Here is a 19,387-nt window from a genome sequence, read left to right as displayed (position 1 = left end):
GCGTTAAAACTTGGAAAGTTAATCAATTGCCCTTAATTTCCCGTATATGATGGCCTGACCTTTAATGAAGGCTGAGACAGCGGCTTTACGATTGTACGGACCATGACCCACGCGTATTACCACCCCCGGGAGCAGTACCTCAAGGTAAACTCCATTCAAATTTGTTACGAAGAACTGGGCGATCCTGATGGTGAGCCGATGCTGCTCATCATGGGACTCGCCTGTCAGATGACGGCCTGGCCGCCGGAATTTCTGGAGCCATTGATCGAGGCGGGATACCGTCTGATCCGGCTTGATAACCGGGATATCGGCCATTCTTCTGAAATCGATTGTCCGCATCGGGTTCCGGTGCCGGTGGATTTTGTGCGCTCCAAGCTGGGGCTGCCGGTAACGGCTTCCTATACGCTGTACGATATGGCGGACGACGCCATCGCGTTGCTCGACGCCCTGAATATTGAGCGCGCGCATCTGGTGGGCGTTTCCATGGGAGGCATGATCTCGCAGATTGTGGCCGCGCGGCAGCCGCAGCGGATTAAATCTCTGACCTTGATGATGACTTCCAACAACAGCCCCAAGCAGCCAATGCCGGATCTGGGCACATTATGGCGCATCAATGGCGGCGGCGTACGCGGCCATCATCAGGAAGCCGCGCTGAGACGGGGCGTCGCGTTCTGGGAAACCGTGCAAAGCCCATCTTTTCCAACGCCGAAGGAGCGTATCCTGCAGCGCATCGCCAGGGACTATCAGCGCAGTTACCGGCCCAAAGGCATTGTTCGTCAGATGCGGGCGATTCTCGCCACTGGCAGCCTGGAAAAACTGGCGCGTAACATCACCATGCCCACGCTGATTCTGCATGGCTCGGCCGATCCATTGATGAAACCCAGGAACGGACACATGTTGAAGCAGAGCATCGCCAACGCCAAGCTGGAAATGATTCCCGGCTGGGGACATGATCTGCCATTGCCGTTATTGCCTAAACTGGCGCAAAAAGTCATCGAACACGCGCGATCTGCTGGCTAAATCCAGCCCTTTTTACGCAGATAGACGATTTCCAGCACCAATAGCGCAACCAGCAGGATCGAGAACAGCCAGAATGCATTGCCGTCATCTACGCCCGGCATGCCGCCGATGTTGATGCCGAACAGCCCCGTGAGCAGGCCCAGCGGCAGGGATACCGCCGCTACGATGGAGAGCAGATACAGGTGCCGGTTAAGGCGGTCGTTCATGGCCGCCGCCAGCTCGTCCTTGATGACCTGGGAGCGTTCGCGAATAGCGTCAAGGTCTTCCACATAGCGGGTCAGCCAGTCCATCACCTCCGTCAGGCGGCGCTTATCATTGGCGCTGATCCAATGCAGTTCGGAGGTTTGCAGGCGGGTGATGACATCTCGTTGCGGCGAGATATAACGGCGAAAGACAATCGCACGTTTGCGGGTGGAAATGATGGACTCCCGAATGGCTTCATCCTGGGACACCAGCACTCGGTCTTCCAGCTCGTCGGTGGATTCATTGAGCGTAGTGACAGCGCTTTGCATGTGATCATAAAGCTCCACGCACATTTCCGTGAGCCACTCGCCAGCGCCGCAGGGACCCATGTTCTGCTCCAGCTTTTCGATAATGTCCGCTGTGGCCTTCAGTTGCCTGCGTCCGGCGCTGATGATGCCTGACTCGGTGATCCAGGCGCGCAGCGACACCATATCTTCCGGCTCGGCGCCCTGATTCATGTTGACGCCGCGCAGAATGATTAGAATTCCTTCGTTCAGCTCCATCATTCGAGGGCGGGTCTCGTCGGCCATCAACGCCTCGGCGATCAGCCAATCCAAGCCGAGTTGATTTTCCAGCAAGCCCAGCGCGCCCGGATGCAGTACATTGATGTGTAGCCAGGTGAGACGGGTTGTGTCCTGCGCCGCTTCTGCGGCTTCCTCTGCTGGAATGGGCGTAGCGCTGCCTTCGCCATCCAGGTGAAATGCATGAATGATGGGGTGGGATTCAGTCACCGCCTCTTCCTTTTGTTGAAGTTGATCGGGATTTGTTGATCAAAAACATCGTAGTATCGCTTTGGCTAAGACTAGATGCACTCTGCATCAGGCGCAATCGGCCAAGATGCCTGCGTCATTTCACCGGACGGCTTACCAAAGGCTGAAGTGAAGCGTATGGGGACAGTGGCAAACTTGTTCATTGCATGTCTGGAAATGCAGGGCCAACCGTATTGGAGAACGGGTGGAGCGGCGCAAGGTCAGCTCAATTCGGCAATGATCGTCATAAACTTCCAGAATGTTGCTTGCATTCGGGTCCGTCCATTTACTCCCTGTGGGGTAGCGTATATCCAGTAAATCGTGATCGGTTTGTGATAACAGCTCCACTTGCGTTCGCCGCCCATCCGGCCCCGGGCTGTTATGGCTTTGAATGCGCCAGCCCTCACTCATGTGGATATCCAGCTGAGCCTCCAGCAGGTTGTCTTCCTTGCATTCCTTCACCTTGGCGGTGGCCCACATTTGTCCAGACGCCGCATACTGCAGGTTGACCGGATTGGGCGTCAGCCATTCGTTCAAACCTTTCAGAAATACCGGCGCCGACAATGGGTGGCGATTGATTTGTCCGGTGAAAGCGGCGATCTGGTTTTCCGCCATACGTTGCACATTCAGATCGCCAGTGCGCAGCCGCAATGCGGCCAGTACGGAAGCCAGCTGTGAATTGCCGCTGACGGTGGCGTTATCGCCGCAATGCTTGCTGCGCACCAGCAGGGGGCCCTGCGCGTTTTTTGGGGTGATGAAGAATCCGCCTTGCTCGGTATCCAGAAACTGTTCTTCCAGCGTGGTCGCCAAGGCTTCCAGGCGCTCCAGCCACAGGTGGTCGTGGGTGTAGTCGTACAATTGCAGTAACCCTTCCATGTAATGCGCGTAATCTTCCAGCAGGGCGTCGTCACTGGGCAGGTTATCCAGGCTGATGCGATGGAACAGGCCGTCTTCGCCACGCTGGCTGCGCCATAAGTGGTTCGCGGCGATGACCGCGGCGTCTCCGTAAGCGCTAATGCCTGTTATCGCGGCGGTTTCCGCCAGGGCGGCGATCATCATGCCGTTCCATTCCGTTATCACCTTATCGTCGCGCAAGGGAGGAATACGGTCGCTTCGAGCCCGTAACAAGGCTGCCTTCAGGCCCGTCAGTTGCTGCAGTAACTCCTCATACGTCAGACCCAGCGATGCGGCGCTTTCAGACAACGAGCAAGGCAAGTGCAGGATGTTGGCGCCTTCGAAGGCGCCTTTACGGGTGACGCCATACACCTGCTCGGCGAGGGCCAGAGCGGGCTTGTCGAGAAGTTGACTCAGCTCTCGATATGTCCAGATGAAATACTTTCCCTCCACGCCTTCGCTATCTGCATCGGTGGCGGAATAAAAGACTCCCTCTGGAGCGCGCATTTCTCTGAGGACATAATCCAGGGTTTCCCGGCACACCCGTAGATACTCAGGGACCTGACACAGGTTGTAGGCGCGGGCGTAGCAGCGCGCCAATTGCGCCTGGTTATAGAGCATTTTTTCAAAGTGAGGGATTTGCCAGCGCTGGTCCACTGCGTAACGGTGAAAGCCGCCGCCTGCCTGGTCGTATACGCCGCCAGCGAGTAACGCGTCAAGGGCGGACTTCACCAGACTCCAGGCTGGCTGGCGATCAAGCGGTCGGGTGTCGCGTTCGATGACGTCGAGCAGGAATAGAAGGTTGGGCTCCTGAGGAAATTTTGGCTCGCCGCCGAAGCCGCCCCATTGGGGGTCGCTATATCCAATCAGTTTATCCACCGCAGTTTCGATCAGATTCTCCGCCAGACTTTCCGAGATCGGTTTTGGCCGGAGATAGACACTGACCGCGTCGGACAGACGGCGTCCCTGTTCCAATAAATTATCCTGCTGTTCTTCCCATAGTTCATGCACTTTTTGCAGGAGATTAATGAAACGAGGGCGAGGGAAATAGGTTCCACCGAAAAAGGGCTTTCCCTCTGGCGTGAGAAAGGTCGACATGGGCCAGCCGCCATGGCCAGTAATGATTTGCACGGCGGTCATATAAATCTCGTCCAGATCCGGGCGTTGCTCCCGGTCCACTTTGATGGGAATAAAGTGGCGATTGAGCGCCTGAGCCACCTCTTCATTATCGAAGCTCTCATCCTCCATGACGTGGCACCAATGGCAGGTGCTATAGCCAATGGAAAGAAATATCGGTTTGTTCTCCGCTTTGGCCAATGCGAAGGTTTCGTCACTCCAGGCGCGCCAGTTCACGGGGTTGTGGGCGTGCTGCAGCAGATAAGGCGAACCTTCCTGAATCAGATGGTTGGTATAGACGGGGGTTCCGTCCTTATGCCGGTAACGGGTGCGCACGGCGTAACTGCCCTGTTTGCCGGCCCGGGCGAGTTGCAACGGATCACTGGCGGACATAGATCTTTCCTTCTATTGCAATGAGTGCGTACTGCCCTGCAGTACTGAACATAATGCATATTCTCCGTTTCATGCAAAATAATCCCTGATCTTTCCCTGATTTTTGAGCGTAGAAGCTGAGGGGGAGGACGGTGATCGTCCGTCTGGAGGCAACGGGGGGAGGCATGATCGCCAGAGATAGTGAGAAATATGTGCGAATGAGCGCCATCTTGGGGGCTGCGCCGCTTTTAATCCTCGGCGTCGCCTGCGTGCTCGGCGGTGAGGCGCGCTCTTTGCTGCGGCCGATGTTTGACTATTACAGCATGGCGCTGTTGGCGTTTATCGCCGGCGGCGTCTGGTTGATTGGACTGCGGGGTGAAGGCCCGGCGACGCCTTCGCGGCTGTTGTGGGCCAGCATCCTGTGTCTGCTTGTGGCGTGGGCGGCGCCAGGGTTGCCTGCCGCCCTGCGCTCAGTGACGCTGGCGGTGGCGTTTCTGTTTTTCTATGGACTGGATCGCTTCGTACTGGAGGATTACTGGCGCGCGGACTATCAGCAAATGCGCTGCCAGCTGACGCTATGCGCTGCGGTAATGCAGGCGTTGGTCATGCTCGCCTGATCAGTGGTTCAGAATATCGATGATTTCCCGGGTGGACTTGATAATTTTGATGATCTTGTCCTCGACGTAGACGGTTTCGACGCCATCGTCATCGTGGTAAACCACGCCGTGGTCGTAAACGGACTGATCCAGGATATCGCCCTTATGCAGTTTCTTTTGCCAGCCCGGCGGCAACTGGCCGCCACGGTCCACTTTTTTCTGTAATCCCGGCGGCAGATCGTGCTTTTTATCATCCTTGGCGTAGGCGTTGAAAGAGAGAGCGAAAACGGAAATTAACAAAAGAAGTTTGCGCATGGAGCATACCTTGGGTCTGGCCGTGAAAAATGACGGTGTCCGGGCGACGCTTCAGTATAGCGGGCCCTGGCGGAGTCAGGCCAGGGCGCAGCGCAGGTAATTAGAGCAGGTATTATTGCAGGGCGGAGATCTGCAGCATTGGCCAGATGCGGTGCCAGCGCTTGCCGTACACCCGGGAAACGAAGATGTCCTCCGCATAACGCACGTCTGGATTTGGTCGCACTTGCATGGACCAGTTTTCCAATAGTCCGAATTTGGCGGTGAACTTGAACTTGTCCAGATGCTCCAGTCTCACGCCGACGCAGGTGGGCACTTCGACCCAGTGAGAAATGGCGTCGGCGGTGTCCTGATAGGGTTCATGCTGGTTATGCAAGTGCATTCTGGCCTGGTTTTTCACTTCCCACCTCACGCCGGGGACCATTTTTTTCAGCTTGGCTTCGATTTCCTTATCACGTTCTTCGGAGGTGTCGTCAGCATCGAAATACACCAGATCCACATCATTTAAAGGAGTGGCTTGAGCCAGTTTGTGGAGGTGGTCCCAGATGGCGTTGCGCAGAAAACCTGCGGCCAGATACCAGTCTTTCAGGCCCAGCGATCTGGCGGCGGCCAGACAACGCATGCGCAGTAAATCTTTTTTCAGCAGTACAATAGTGTCTTGTTCCATATGACAAACTCCATTCCTGTTTATTGTTTGATATCGGGACGTTCGTACAAACGCGTTCTGCGAATTGTCTCTCCAGATGGTCCCTTTCGTCCGTGAAAGTTTCGCACAGCAGCGTGAGAAATTATCCATTGGGAACCATTGCAATCTACGCGACCGCTTTAAAGCGCCCGTCGGGCGTCCGCCAGCACCCGATTGATCTCCTCCACCACAAAATCCGGGTGGGATAACGGAAGATAACGGCGGGCGTTGGCGATCACCCTGAATCGCGCCTGCGGCATGTGCCGCAGCCATTCGCGGTGGCTTTCAATCCATTGTTTGCGGTCGCGATGAGTCGGCTTCGGTTGTTGCACCGAGGATTCCGGCGGATTGTCGCCCACAAGGATACTGGTTGGCGCGTTATTGAGAAAGGGTACGGATTTCTGTAAATCCGTTGTGGGTGGCGCAGTGTGATTCATTGCTTCGTCTGAATCGACAGCGTTTTCATAGCCGTCCACGAATACCTGGCCGACAACTTCGTTGGGGTACTTGTGCGCGAAGTAGCGAATATGGGCGGCGCCGGCGCAATGACCGACCAGGATGTAGGGAGGCTTGATGTCGGCGACCTTAAGCAACTTGCGCAGATCGGCCACCATGTTTGCGGCGGTTCTGGGCGTATGTCCGGCGTTGGCGTCCTGCGGGTCGGCGCGGTCGTAGGAAAGTGTGCGAGTGAAGAGGCTGATCAAGGGTTGCACTCTTTCCCAGGCATCAATGCCGCCGCCCAGGTCAGACTCGAAAATGACAGTGGCGTTACCCGACCCCTCCGCCAGATAACGCAGGCTGACGTCACCAATATCCGCATAATCATAGGATCGTTCCATCTAAGTTCCCTTTATCCTATTAATCAGGCAGATAAATAGCTTCCTTCTATTTGTCTGCAACGACAGGGCCTGCATGTCAGGCCCTGTCTCCCGCGGCCAGCCGCCGCGCAGGCGCATCCATGCGCCTGATTATTAACAGGCCAATATTATCGCCATGTTAATACTGAGTAGTTTTTTTCGATTTTTTGACGTGACGCACTATCCTGACTCCGCGTCATCCAGGCCATTGAGGGCGATGGCGCCGGTGATCTCCAGCGTACGCCTAGGCATAACGGCCATCGCGTTCCGGCTTGTCTTGGCCGGTCGCGAAAAGCAAATATAATCAACGGGATGTACTAAAACAAGAGCGCCGGCTCAAGCGCTGTCTTTCCCTATGGAAGGGCGTGCCCCCCCCGTTTTTTCAGCGCCTGGATTATCCAAGTGTTAAGCCTTTTCTCCCCTGCGCTAGGCGCATTGCTCTACACCCTTTAACCGAGTGTTTTCCCTAAAGACAATCGCTATGGTAAGCCTGTGGACCAACGCCACGTAGAAGCTATCTCATCGCCAGTCGCGTTCCTGGTGGCGATGACGGTGAGATAGTTTTTCCATCTCTTTTCATCCCGCGTAGGGGGCGAACACAGTGAAGTGCTCTAGAATTCTAAAAAGACGTGTGCTTGTAAAGAAAACATCCGCTCATATCCCGGCGTTTTTAGCGTCGGTATTCGCCGCCGGCCTGTCCCTCACCGCCTATTCCATTGCGCCTTCGGATTCAGCGCGTAGTTCCGCTTTTGTATCCAGTTCCGGCGCCGGTGTGGTGGGAACAGCATGGAGTCAGTCCGATCCGTTCATCGGCTCCGGCGATTTTTTTGGTTATCAGCAGTTGTCCGACTGGCGCGGCGCTTTGTCCGCGCTGGCCGATAAATCCTGTGTTTCCAGTCTGTGGTATGGGCCCGTGCGCGCAAGCGATGCGGACTGTGCGACGGAGCTGAACTGGCTGGGGCGTAACGCCGGTTCTGACAGTAGTAACTCCACGCACGTATTTGACTGGGAAAGCTTGTAAGTCAGGGTATTCACCGCCACCCCTTTAATCCTGTTCAAATGAACTAAAGAAATAATAACTACAACCTCAACCAAGACGCCTCGCGGAGCGAATAGCTCCCCGGGGCGTCGCCTTTTGGATCAGAATGGCGTGAAGCGGTAATAATCCACTTTCATTTCCGCATTGGCGGCCGGGTAGTCCGCCGGACCATAGTTAAACCAGTGCCAGGGCGAATGCCATAGGTTCAGCATGAAGATGGCCGGGCGCTGTGGAACCATCGCCGCATCGCGCATATCCCACAATGTCACTTCTTTGCCGTCCAGCTTGATGTACCAGCGGATGCGGTCGGCATGCCAGTCGAAGCCGACCGTGTAATAGGTGTCGGCGCGGGGAAAGTCCGCCAGTCTGACATTGGGCAGGGCGCCTGCGGGAACGGTTTCATAAGTGCCCTCCATGCCGGTCGGGGTTTCGCGATAAGCGCCGGTGGCCATGTTGATGGCGCGGCTTTTCTTGCGGAACTGGTTTTCACCGTCGCCGCCGTAATCGGTCCAGGTGGTCAGCCAGAGTACATTGGGCTCGCCGCACAGCAATTCGATATCGATTTCCGTATTGTCAGCCAGTCCGTTGCCGTTCTTGTCCGTACCGTCGTTGTCGTAGATGAAGATGCCGTTGACGGCTTCTTCGCCGGGGCCGCAGGAGGCGAACTTCACCCGGGTCTCGTAGCGGCCGTAATGGGTTTTATGGTTATAGCCCACTTCGGATGCGTAGTATGGCGATGCGTTGTCGCCGCTGTTCAGATCCGGATTGCCCGGGAACAGCAATGACAGCGCGGCGTTATCCCCCGCCGCGGCGTCGGCGGCGCCGAAGTCCACGGCGCCGTTGGGTTGCCGGCGTGAATACCATTGGCCCTGATTGGCGGTGAATTCATCGTTGATCTGCGGAACGCCCGGATCGGGATCGCCACTGTCGTCGCCGTCGCCATCATCGCTATCGTCACGGGATACAAGACTGATGTCCGCGATGTCGTATTCCACCCCGCTTTGCAAGTGATCCGCCACCAGCGCATGCACTTTACTGAGGTCGGAGAGCTGGAAGTCCTGCAGGGGAATCAATACCTCTTGGTTGTCTGGCTCCACGGTTACATTAACGGCCTGTGAGGCTCCCTGACGGGTGGCGCAGCTATCGTCGCGGGTATGCAGGCTGAGTGACAGATCGGCGCGCTGAGAGGCGCTCAGGGAGAGCTTCAGGTGTGTATAGGGTGAAGCGTCGAAGCAGGTGTCGGTGGCGAGCACGCTGTACCAGTAGCCGCCGCCTCCGGATATCAACCTGAGTGCGCCGTTGCTGACCTGATCGCTTTGCAGGCTGCCGTCGTCGTCGGTCCAGCCGCCGAGCAGATTCTGGTGCAGGCCTTCGTAGCGGGACGCGTCGGCGAAGGCGTCGATGATCAGGTCATCCACTGGGGCCTCAGGTTCCGCCAGGGTCAAAGTCGCTGAATCCTGCTGACCGGGATAGAGGCTATTACCGTTGAAGAAATCCCCTGCGTGAATGCTGCCCGCTTTGGCGCGTATGAAATAAGCGCCCGGCTCATCAGTCTGGAAGTCGCCATCGCAACGGAACTGGGCGCGTGAGGCCAGCTCCGGCGTTCGGCATTGAAAGCGATGTGCGGGGTTTTCCTGTCCCTGTTTCATGACGTCCACATACAGCGTGAAGGTTCCAGTATCACGTAAGTTGCGCAGCTCTGCGTAGGGGTGCAGATTCACGCCGGTTTGCGCCTGTTCCGTATCGAATCCCGCGGCGGCGACGCCAGCGTTGTAGGCTGCGGCGAATGTGGTGGGCGCAAGCAAGGCGCTTGCGCCCAGGGCCAGCGCCCCGATAGTCAGTGTACATGTCTTCAAGGCCATCCTCCTGAATTGCTCTGCGGCGGAGTCGGTGCGCGTTAATGGGCGACCGATCCGGCGTCTTTCCGGTAAATTTTTGAAAGCGCTTTCATTGTAGCCGCGTCTGTCCGGGAGGGGGATTGGCGAATTGAGTTAGGCCATGTGGAATAAGGCGTAGAGATAGAAGACTGTTAGAAGTCAGGCGCATGGATGCGCCTGCGCGGCGGCCAGCCGCGGGAGACAGGGCCTGACATGCGCAGGCCCTGTCGTTGCAGACAAATAGAAGGAAGCTATTTGTCTGCCTTGTTATTATCGATCGCAATTTCAGACGCCGAGTGTAGCGCCGCCGTCGATGCAGAGATTATGCATGGTGATGTGGCGAGCCTTGTCTGAAGCGAGGAACGCCACGGCTTTGGCGATGTCTTCCGGCGTGGCGATACGCTTGAGGGGGATGCCGGTGCGGTAAGAATCCAGAGAACCATTCAGCACGGCCTCCATCGCTTGGTCATCCGTCCAGAATTGCCGTTGCATGGCGGTGTCGGTGGAGCCCGGTGAGACTATGTTGCAACGCACGCCGTACTCCGCCAGCTCCAGCCCCAGGCATTTGGTGAAATGGGTCGACGCCGCCTTGGACGCTGCGTAAGCCGCCATTTTGGTGCGGGGTATGGCTGCGGCGTTGGAGCCCACGGTGACGATGGCGCCGCGACGACGTTCTTTCATCAGACGCCCAACGGCGCGGCTCAGAAAGAATACGCCGTGAGTATTGACGGCGAAGGTGTCCAGCCAGTCGTCGGCGGTCAGTTCCGTGGCGGCCGCCAGACGCAGAATGCCCGCCACATTCACCAGCACATCCACGTCGCCCAGACCGGCTTCAATATCGCCGACCACCGCTTCTATAGCGGCCGCGTCGCTGATGTCCACGACGAAAGGACGCACCTGCAAGCCGCGCGCAGTCAGGGCGGAAGTGGTTTCACGCAATCCTTTTTCCTGAATGTCGAGCGCGGCGACTTTAGCGCCTTGCTCCGCTAACGCAGCGACTACCGCCGCGCCGATGCCTTGCGCCGCGCCAGTAACGATGGCGACCTTGCCGGCGAACTCTCCGGCGGAATTGGGAGTGGAATCAGACATAAGATTGCTCCTTGCTGTTGGAGGGGGACAGGGAAGAAAAAGCGCCGCCTACCGCTGGCGTGACCACCGGATTGCCGTCGGGATCGCTGAGAATATGCGCATCGACATTGTAGAGATCACGCACCATTTGCCGGGTCAGAATCTCCCGGGGCGGGCCACTCGCCACCAGGCGACCGTCGCGCATGGCGGTGAGGGTGTCGGCGTAGCGTGCGGCGGCGATCAGATCGTGCAGCACCATCATGATAGTGATGCCTTTGGCGGCCAGGTCGCGCACCAGATTCAACACTTCCACCTGGTGCCCCAGATCGAGCATGCTGATGGGCTCGTCCAGCAGTAACAGGTTGGTTTCCTGGGCCAGCGCCATGGCCAGCCAGCAGCGTTGACGTTGTCCGCCGGAAAGGTGATCCAGAGGCGCGTCCATCAGATCCGCGGTGTCGGTGGCGAGCAGAGCGCGACGTACGGCGTCTTCATCGGTGCTGGTCCACTGGCGGAACAATCCCTGATGCGGGTGACGACCGTGACGCACCAGATCCGCCACGCGTATGCCCTCGGGCGCGGTGGGCGTTTGCGGCAGCAAGGCCAGGCGTGTGGCGGCCTGTTTTCTGCTCAAGCTCCAGATGTCCTCGCCCTCCAGCAGGATGCGGCCGGAATCCGGCCTGTGCAGACGCGCCACCGCCCGCAGCAGGGTGGACTTGCCGCAGCCGTTGGGGCCAACGATGATCATCAGTTCTCCCGGCCGGGCCTGCAGGCTGACTTCTTTCACTGTCGGCGCAGAGTCTGCTTTCGCGGGACCGCGCCCGTTCGCGTAGCTGAGGGAGACGTTCTGAATTGCGAGTCTTGGCTCGGACATCAATCAATTACCTTGCCTGGATTGAGGTTGAAACAGAATGACGGCCAGCAGGAACGGTCCGCCCATCAGAGTGGCGATGACGCCCATGGGCGTTTCCACCTCGCCATACATGCGGCCGATGGTGTCCGCCACGATCACGAACAGGGCGCCCAATAAAGTGGAGCGCAGTACGGGCGTCTGATCCGGGCGCGCCAGAATGCTGGCGGTCACGGGCGCCATTAACGCAATGAAATTGATAGGACCGGAAACCGTCACCGACAGTGCGGTCAGCACCGCCACAGTCAGCACCACGGCGATCTTCAGGCGCTCAGGGCTCAAGCCCAGAGACGCGGCGGCGTCTTCGCCGAACTGCAATAATGTCAGGCTCTTGGCCAATACTATGGACACGGGCAGCAACAGGCAGAGGCCAATAAACGCGGGAGTGGCGATGGCGTAGTCTCTGCCCAGCAGCGTGCCGATGCTCCAGGTGTACATGGCGCTGGCTTCATGCAGGGGCAGGTAGGTCACCAGTACTTCGGTCATGGCGCGCAGCAGGTAAGTCAGCCCCAGACCGATCACCAGAATGCGGTAGCCATTGGAGCCGAAGCGTCCACTGAACGCCAGTACGCCCAACAACGTGGCGGAGGCGCCGATAATCGCCGCCCACCAGGTGTCCAATACGCTTCCCGCTCCCGCCAACATAGCGATGACCACCGCCAACGTGGCGCCCTGATGTACGCCGAGGATGTCAGGGGTCGCCAGACGGTTGCGGGCGAGCCCTTGCAGCAGACAGCCGGCGGCCCCCAGGCACGCGCCCACCACCAGTCCGGCGGCGATGCGGGGCAGGCGAATCTGCATGGCCAGCAACTGATGAGCGGGGCTGCCTTCCCCGAGCAGGGCTTGCCACACCTGTGACAATGACAGACGGGTGGAGCCCAGCATCAACGAGGCGCAGACCGCCAGTAGAATTACCAGCAGGATAAGCAGGGCGCTGATCAGATCATGCAGGTTGAAGGTCATGGATACGCGACCAATACGAACCACTCGGCTGCCGGCAGGGAGGAAAGCGGCGGCGTCAGCAAGCCTGATGGAGGGTGCTGTCTGCTCGACAGTGGGCGATATACGGCTCATCGCGGGTATCTCCGGGCTAATTGAACATACGATTGGAATGCACGATGCGAATGATGATCGGCACGCCAATAAACGCGACTACAGCGCTGACCGGCGCTTCGAAAGGACGGTTGACCACCCGCGCCAGAATGTCCGTGGACAACAGCAGAAACGCGCCGGCGGCGGCGGAGTACAACAGTTGATTGCGCAAATGATGCCCGGCCAGGGTGCGGGCGATGTAGGCGGCGATCAGGCCCAGCAGCACGATCGGGCCAGCCAGCGCCACGGCTGCCGCGCTCAACAGGGTGACGCTGAGGGACAGCAGGGCGCGAATCAGATTGGGGTTGTGTCCAAGGGCTTTGGCGGAGTCATCCCCTAATGTCAGCGCGGAAAGCGGCCGCGTCAGCGCCGCCGCCAGGGCCAGCGCCGCCAGTACCGCCGGAGCGATCTGACTGACTGCCTCCATGGTGATGCCGGACAAAGAACCCAGAATCCAGTAGCGGTATTGATCAAAGGCGGCGATGTGGTCGTGCAGGAGCAGGGAGGTGAGGCCCTGGAACGCAGCGTTGATCGCCACGCCCGCCAGCACCAGACGCAATGGCGTCATACTGGCCGCGCCCACTTGAGCCGCCAGCATGACGGCGCCATTACCGACCAGTGCGCCGGAAATGGCCCAGATCAGCATGGAATAGGAGCTGCTGGCCTGGAAAAAACTGATGCCGATGACGACGCCGAGGGCGGCCCCGGCGTTGATTCCCAACAGACCCGGCTCGGCCAGCGGATTGCGAGTGACGTTTTGCAGCAGACTGCCGGCGACGCCGAGAGCGACGCCGATGATGAGGCCGGCGAGAGTTCTGGGGAGACGCAACTCCGTCATGACCATGTTCACATAGGCGTCGGCGTTGTCCGCTGGGGACAGCAGGAAGGCGAGGCTGTGGGCGGCGTCCAGTTGCCCGGACCCCACCAGCATGGAGACTAACACGACGCTGGTCAGCGCCAGCATCAACATGGCGACGGACGCCCAGTTACGACGGCTGACAGCCGGGCGATGCGCCTGCGACATCAATACTCCTTAAACCTCGATTACCCTTGCTTGTTCAACATAGCTTTTTCAATGTCTTCCAGCGCCTCCATGGCGGCCAGAGGTCCGCCGACGCTGGTCCACAAGGAGCCGTCGATCAGCACCAGGTGTCCGCTGTTGACGCCGGACAATTGTTTGAAAGCGGCGTTGTCGCGAATCTCGGCAAAGGTGTCCGCGGCGTCGCCCACAGGGCTGAGAGTGCCGACGAAAATCCAGTCGCCGTCGATTTCATGCAGGGCTTCCAGGCTCAAGGGCGCGGAGTGAATGCCGCTTTCCTGCTGTGCGGGAGGACGGGACAGACCGACATCCGCAATAACCTGGCTGATGAATACGTCGCGCAGCATATAGGTGGGGCCTTTGGGGCTCCAGCGTACGACACTGATGGACACATTTTCAGGGTTTTCCAGACTTTCGCGTAGTTTCGCCGCTTTTTCAGCGTATTTAGCCAGGAAGTCTTCCGCTTCCCGCTCTTTGCCCAAAGCCATGGCGATGCGCTTGAACATGTCCTGCCAGTTCTCGGAAGTCGCGGACGTAATCACGGTGGGAGCGATTTGTTGCAACTGGGAAATAAGCTTTTCGTCTTGAATGGTGCCGGTCAGTATCAGGTCGGGCTGCGCGGCGATCACCTTGTCGATGCTGGGTTGCGCCAGTCGACCGATGGATTCGACGTCGGCGCTGAGGCCTTGCAGATAACTCGGGGGTGTTTGCTGGCCACGCCCGTCCGTCACGCCGACCGGCTTCATGCCCAGCGCCAGCATGGCGTCCATATCGAACTCGCCCAGCGCCAGTACGCGCTTGGGCTCCACGGGGATGCTGACGCGACGCCCGGCGGCGTCGGTGATGTCTTTGGTGGCGACGGCGAGAGGTTGGTCTGCGGGCGCCGCGGATTCCGTTTGCGCTGTTTCCGGCGTGGCGTCCGGTTTCTGCATGGCCAACGCGGTGAAGCCCAGCGCCAGTGCGACGCTGATGCCTAATAATGCGAATTTTTTAGTCGGGGAGGAGTTTTTATCTGCCATAGTCACCTGCTTCCAGCATGCTGTCGCAATCAGGGTGGATTCCTTCGGCAAGAATAAGGACGGTTAGCGCAATCGATGGCGCAGCCTGGGAAACGAAAGGGGGTTTATCATCTCCGGCGAAAATTTAACCGGACTCTTGCCGTTATCGGAGCACACTCTACGATAGAATGAAATGCTTGTAAAATGATAATCATTATCGTTTGTGTTCAAATAATCAACACCTTTCTTATTTGGGTGCGTACAGACGAATCAAACGGGGGGGCTGCTGGCGGAGGAAAGAAGGTGACTTCCACCTCCTTAGCGGAGATGACTCTCCGCTCTGGTGGAACTCTTAGCAAGTAGAAATGGTTGATTGGTGGCGGAGAGTTTGGCGAGCCGCCTTTCTCTCCGTGAGTTATCAGGACTTAGCCGCAGCTGGCGCAGGGGCTGCTTTCAGGCTCGCCGCCAGCAGCAGGCACGCCACCGCCAGCGACAGGCCTCCGGCGATGGCGAAGGTGGCGAAAACGCCGTAGTGATCGATCAGCGGCTGGGTCAACAACGGACACAGAAACTGGCCGATAAAGAAACAGGTGGTGACGCCGCCGATAATGCGCCCGCGCAGCATTGGCGGAGTGTAGGAAAACAACCAGACGATCAGATTCGGACGAATTATCCCGAAGCCGACGCCCGCCGCCGCCATGCCAGCCAGGGCGACGCCGTAACTGGGGGCGAAGCCCAGCAGACCCCAGCCGATGGCGACCATCAGCCAACCGGCGCCATGCATAACTGGAAAGGAAAACAGGCTGCCGAATTTGCGGTAATACATGGAAACGAACGCGGTCAGCAATAACATGCCGGCGATGGCGAAGCCGATTTCTGAGCCGTCCGTCACGCCGAACTGCGCCACGTAAAATGGGTAATGCAACGGGGCCATATACAGTGCGAGTACTTCAAACGCCGCCAGGGCGTAACACAGCGCCAGGGCGCTTCCCGCAGGCGCCTGCGTCGGCGCGTGCATGTCCGGACCGGCTGCGGCGTTGCGACGGGTGGGCTCGTCCAGGTACAGCATGGCGCCTGGCAGCACAATGAATGCGAACAGATAAATCAGGAACGGAGTGGTCCAATCAATATCCGCCAGCAAACCGGCCATCGCCAGAAACAGTACGCCGCCAAAGCTGCCGAAAGCGGACTGCAGCCCCATGTAGCGGGCCAGGTTGGGGCCAGCGAAATAGTCGCCTGCTAGAGTGATGCAGGCGACCATGACTCCCGCCACCGCTATGCCCAGGGCGATGCGACCCAGCAAGATGGCGATCAGCGAATCATGCAGGAAATAGCCGGAGACGCCGGACACGCCGTACAGGCAGAGCGCCAGAATCAGCACCTGCTTTTTCTTCCAGTGATCCAGCAACCAGCCCACCATGGGGGCGCAGCAGGCGATCAGCAGGCCGGGGGCGGACAGGATCATCTTGACCCAGAATTCCGCATTTTCCTCTTGCGCGAAGGCGGCCTCCATACCGGGCAGCGCCGGGGCCAGAGTAGCGCCGGCCATTACCGTCATGGTGCTGGCCAGGAGTAGAAAAAGACTTCTGCCGTTCATGGCTGGCGTAGTCGCTGTGGACGTGGTCATAGCGGTTTTCTTCTCTGATAAGTTGCGTTAAACATCCTGTTTATTTGCGTTGTATGCGCGCACGCGCCGACGCCACCGCGAGGCGGTAATCCGTCAGTAGTTCGGCTTCGTCGAACATGGCGCTGCGGCCTTCCCGCACCACCATGCGGCCGGCCACCATGACGGCCTCCACGTCCCGGCTGCCGCCCGCCACCAGGAAGGTGCGCAGAGGATGGTTGCCGAGGCGGTAGCGCCAGTCGTCAATGCCGATGACCACCAGATCAGCCTGCTTGCCGACTTCGATGGAGCCGATGCGGTCGCGCCAGCCCAAAGCGCGGGCGCCGTTCAGGGTGGCCATGCGCAGCGCCAGGGTCGGCGGGCAGGCGGTATTGCAGTTCTGTACTTCGTTGTGGCCGAGATGCGCGGCGCGCATGGCTTCCGGCATGCCGCCGATATAGGAAATGTCGCCGTCCGTGCTGCAGGACACATGCCCGCCGTCTTTAATGAAGCGTCCGATCTGGCCAGTCTCGCTAACGGTGGCTTCACCCAGCATGCCGTAGTGCGCCGGGGAGTGGCAGATATTGACGCCGGTTTCCAGTAGACGTCGATACTCTTCTTCACTGGCGTAAGCGGTGTGCACCGCCAGCAGGCGATCGGTGAGCATGCCCAGGGCGTCGAAGCGGCCCACTGGCGTGCGGCCGAATACCGCCTGCACCGCGGCGGTTTCATTGCGCAGCGGCGCCAGATGCGTGGCGTAGGGCGCCTGATAACGATCGGCGATATCGCGCAGGGCGATCAACTGCTCGTCGGAGCTGCCGAAAGCACCCATGACGGAAGGCATACCGCCGATCAGGCCTGAAGCGTGGTCATTCCAGGTTTCCATCAACGCCGCCCAGTCGTCCGCCTGCGCCTGGGTGTCGGCGATGCGGCGAAATTCTTTGGCGCCGTTGGGAATCATGATGTCCGATCCCCAGCGACTGACGCGGATGCGCATGCCCAGATCGAGCGCCGCCTGCGCCATGGCGTCGGCGGTGTTGGCGGAACCCACGTCGCCCAGCGCCGTGGTTCCAGAGCGCAACTGCGTCCACATGCTCCAGCGCGCGATGGCGACGCCTTCCGCATGGGTCAGCTTCTGTCCCACGGTGGAGATGAAGGCGAACATGGAGCCCAGGGCTTCAATATCGCCGCCATTAGAGTAGGGGGTCGGCTCCAGGCCGGCGTCGTCGGCGCGCTCGAAGTTGGGCGCGACGAAACTTTCGTGCCAGTGCGGATTGATCAGGCCGGGCAACACCAGTTTGCCGGCGGCGTCGATGACCTGATCGCACTCCGGCGCCGGCTGCTCGGCGGCGCCGATGGCGGCGATACGGTCGCCCACCACCAGCACCCAACTGTTTTCAATTACCGTATTGGCGTCGTCGCCGGCGTACAGAAAGCCGCCTTTGATCAGAGTGCGCACGCCCTTGCCGGATTGCGGGCCGCCGTCACGGGCGCGGGGTTCCGCCGCCAGTCCGTTGAACGTTGCGCCTTGCGCCGGACCCGCCGCTTGGGCGGCGAGCGGCGCAGGGCGTGAGGACTGGGACAGCATCAGCTTATGCAGCCAGGACGCCGCCCCTGCGTGTTTCATGCAGCAGATCATTGACCCGCAGCTCCCTCTTCCGCCTTGGCGAACAGACCTGCGTCCAGCATGGCTTGCAGAGAGGCTTCCACCGCGTTGATGGTGAAGTCGATCTGTTCTTCCGTATGCACGCCGCAGATGAAGTTGACTTCACGACGCAGCAGGACGCCGCGCTTCGCCATTTCCGCCAGGAAAGGCTCGGCGAGCTTCACATGCTCCACTGGATTTTTGGAGAACAGGAACATGGGGATAGGGTCATAGCCCACCACCTGCAATGGCGTTCCCAGTGCGGCGGAGACTTTATTGACGCCTTCCTTCAGGCGTACGCCCAGTGCGGCGATACGGCCGACGAAATCCGAATGGCGATACTCGTTCAACACAGCGTCGCACACTTCCAGGGACAGCATTTCACCACCGAATGTGGTGGAAACCTGCAGCTCTTCCATGCGCTTCATGTGCTTGGTGGAGCCGACCACCGCGGACAACGGCATGCCGGCGGCGATGCCTTTCGACAGGGTGACCAGATCGGCGGAGACGTCGAAGTATTCCTGCGCGCCGCCCAGAGCGAGACGGAAACCGGTGACCACTTCGTCCATCACCAGCAACACGCCTTTGTCATTACAGGCTTTGCGCACCTGACGCAGGAACTCGCCAGTCAGCACGCGGTTGTAAGGAACCGACAGCAATACCGCCGCCAGCTTGTCGCCGCGCTCGGCGATCAGATCCAGCACTGGTTGTTCGTCCATGGGCGTGAACAGCGGCATGCGGTGGGTGTACTGACGAATGACTTCCGGCACGCCGGGGGTGTCGAACATGTACTGATCGTGCCAGCCGTTGTAGCCCACGGTGATGATTTCTTCTTTACCGGTGATGTGGCGGGCCAGACGCACGGCGGCGGAGTTGGCGTCAGCGCCGGTCTTGAAGAAACGCGCCATTTCCGCGCCGGGAATGATGTCGGTCAGGGTTTGCGCGGCTTTGACTTCCACCGGGGTGGGCAGGGAGTGAATCAAGCCCTTGGACAGGTTTTCGCTGATGGCGCTGACGACAGTGGGATGATTGTGTCCCAGCGTGTTGGCGGCCAGACCGCAGATAAAGTCGATGTATTCATTGCCGTCGACGTCAGTGACGATCGCGCCCTGACCGCTTTGGATGTATACCGGGAAGTGACCGGGAGCGAACTGCTCCGGCTTTTTCATCATTGATTGGGTGAATCCCGCCACCCGTTTCTCGCTCTCTTTGGCGAGTTCGAAGGACTTGGTCAGGTTTAGTGATTCCCCGTTGGAAGTGACTGGCAATGTCATA

Annotated in this window: 17 protein-coding genes; 3 read left to right on the top strand and 14 right to left on the bottom strand. The window is 59.0% G+C overall.

Features of this window, described 5'->3' with window-relative positions:
• Positions 1-102 precede the first annotated feature (102 nt).
• Entirely contained in the window at positions 103-1,020 is a 918-nt protein-coding gene (locus tag AC2IBB_RS32700) for an alpha/beta fold hydrolase (RefSeq protein WP_486330799.1), read from the top strand.
• Here AC2IBB_RS32700 and AC2IBB_RS32695 read toward each other — a convergent pair.
• Positions 1,017-1,994 carry a zinc transporter ZntB gene (locus AC2IBB_RS32695; RefSeq protein ID WP_486330798.1) on the bottom strand — a complete coding sequence of 326 codons (978 nt, stop codon included), beginning with the start codon at positions 1,992-1,994 and terminating at the stop codon, positions 1,017-1,019. The genes AC2IBB_RS32700 and AC2IBB_RS32695 overlap by 4 nt on opposite strands.
• A gap of 132 nt (positions 1,995-2,126) precedes the next feature.
• Positions 2,127-4,415, bottom strand: a complete 2,289-nt coding sequence (locus tag AC2IBB_RS32690; RefSeq protein WP_486330797.1) for a DUF255 domain-containing protein — start codon at positions 4,413-4,415, stop codon at positions 2,127-2,129.
• Between the two features lie 164 nt (positions 4,416-4,579).
• Between AC2IBB_RS32690 and AC2IBB_RS32685 the strand changes: the two genes are divergently transcribed.
• Positions 4,580-5,011, top strand: coding sequence for a DUF3429 domain-containing protein (locus tag AC2IBB_RS32685; RefSeq protein ID WP_486330796.1), 432 nt, complete (start codon positions 4,580-4,582; stop codon positions 5,009-5,011).
• On the opposite strand, the gene AC2IBB_RS32680 is transcribed toward AC2IBB_RS32685, so the two are convergent.
• From AC2IBB_RS32680 to AC2IBB_RS32670, 3 genes are all read right to left on the bottom strand, one after another.
• Positions 5,012-5,305 carry a hypothetical protein gene (locus AC2IBB_RS32680; RefSeq protein WP_486330795.1) on the bottom strand — a complete coding sequence of 98 codons (294 nt, stop codon included), beginning with the start codon at positions 5,303-5,305 and terminating at the stop codon, positions 5,012-5,014.
• A 112-nt stretch (positions 5,306-5,417) separates the two neighbouring features.
• On the bottom strand, positions 5,418-5,969 hold the full coding sequence (locus AC2IBB_RS32675) for a nucleotidyltransferase family protein (protein ID WP_486330794.1): 552 nt from the start codon (positions 5,967-5,969) through the stop codon (positions 5,418-5,420).
• A 158-nt stretch (positions 5,970-6,127) separates the two neighbouring features.
• Positions 6,128-6,826, bottom strand: coding sequence for an alpha/beta fold hydrolase (locus AC2IBB_RS32670; RefSeq protein WP_486330793.1), 699 nt, complete (start codon positions 6,824-6,826; stop codon positions 6,128-6,130).
• 649 nt (positions 6,827-7,475) lie between these two features.
• Here AC2IBB_RS32670 and AC2IBB_RS32665 point away from each other — a divergent pair.
• Positions 7,476-7,865, top strand: a complete 390-nt coding sequence (locus tag AC2IBB_RS32665) for a hypothetical protein (protein WP_486330792.1) — start codon at positions 7,476-7,478, stop codon at positions 7,863-7,865.
• Between the two features lie 119 nt (positions 7,866-7,984).
• On the opposite strand, the gene AC2IBB_RS32660 is transcribed toward AC2IBB_RS32665, so the two are convergent.
• From AC2IBB_RS32660 to AC2IBB_RS32620, 9 genes are all read right to left on the bottom strand, one after another.
• Positions 7,985-9,739, bottom strand: coding sequence for a glycoside hydrolase family 16 protein (locus tag AC2IBB_RS32660; RefSeq protein ID WP_486330791.1), 1,755 nt, complete (start codon positions 9,737-9,739; stop codon positions 7,985-7,987).
• Positions 9,740-10,045: 306 nt separating this feature from the next.
• Positions 10,046-10,849 carry a 2,3-dihydro-2,3-dihydroxybenzoate dehydrogenase gene (locus AC2IBB_RS32655; protein WP_486330790.1) on the bottom strand — a complete coding sequence of 268 codons (804 nt, stop codon included), beginning with the start codon at positions 10,847-10,849 and terminating at the stop codon, positions 10,046-10,048.
• On the bottom strand, positions 10,842-11,699 hold the full coding sequence (locus tag AC2IBB_RS32650) for an ABC transporter ATP-binding protein (RefSeq protein WP_486330789.1): 858 nt from the start codon (positions 11,697-11,699) through the stop codon (positions 10,842-10,844). The genes AC2IBB_RS32655 and AC2IBB_RS32650 overlap by 8 nt, the downstream gene beginning before the upstream one ends.
• A gap of 3 nt (positions 11,700-11,702) precedes the next feature.
• Complete coding sequence (locus tag AC2IBB_RS32645) at positions 11,703-12,809, bottom strand: FecCD family ABC transporter permease (protein WP_486330788.1); 1,107 nt, start codon at positions 12,807-12,809, stop codon at positions 11,703-11,705.
• 16 nt (positions 12,810-12,825) lie between these two features.
• Positions 12,826-13,851, bottom strand: a complete 1,026-nt coding sequence (locus AC2IBB_RS32640; RefSeq protein WP_486330787.1) for a FecCD family ABC transporter permease — start codon at positions 13,849-13,851, stop codon at positions 12,826-12,828.
• A 20-nt stretch (positions 13,852-13,871) separates the two neighbouring features.
• Positions 13,872-14,885: an ABC transporter substrate-binding protein gene (locus AC2IBB_RS32635; protein ID WP_486330786.1), complete on the bottom strand. Its 1,014-nt coding sequence runs from the start codon at positions 14,883-14,885 to the stop codon at positions 13,872-13,874.
• Positions 14,886-15,282: 397 nt separating this feature from the next.
• Positions 15,283-16,491, bottom strand: coding sequence for an MFS transporter (locus tag AC2IBB_RS32630; RefSeq protein WP_486330785.1), 1,209 nt, complete (start codon positions 16,489-16,491; stop codon positions 15,283-15,285).
• A 40-nt stretch (positions 16,492-16,531) separates the two neighbouring features.
• The gene (locus tag AC2IBB_RS32625) at positions 16,532-18,094 is read right to left on the bottom strand and encodes an amidohydrolase family protein (RefSeq protein WP_486330784.1); all 1,563 of its coding nucleotides are present in this window, start codon (positions 18,092-18,094) and stop codon (positions 16,532-16,534) included.
• Positions 18,095-18,102: 8 nt separating this feature from the next.
• Positions 18,103-19,386: an aminotransferase class III-fold pyridoxal phosphate-dependent enzyme gene (locus AC2IBB_RS32620; protein ID WP_486330783.1), complete on the bottom strand. Its 1,284-nt coding sequence runs from the start codon at positions 19,384-19,386 to the stop codon at positions 18,103-18,105.
• Position 19,387: the final 1 nt, after the last annotated feature.

This window comes from Hahella sp. NS-SX17 (genome assembly GCF_057367735.1).
Note: the sequence above shows the minus strand (reverse complement) of the source record. Positions and strands in the feature narration are given on the sequence as shown.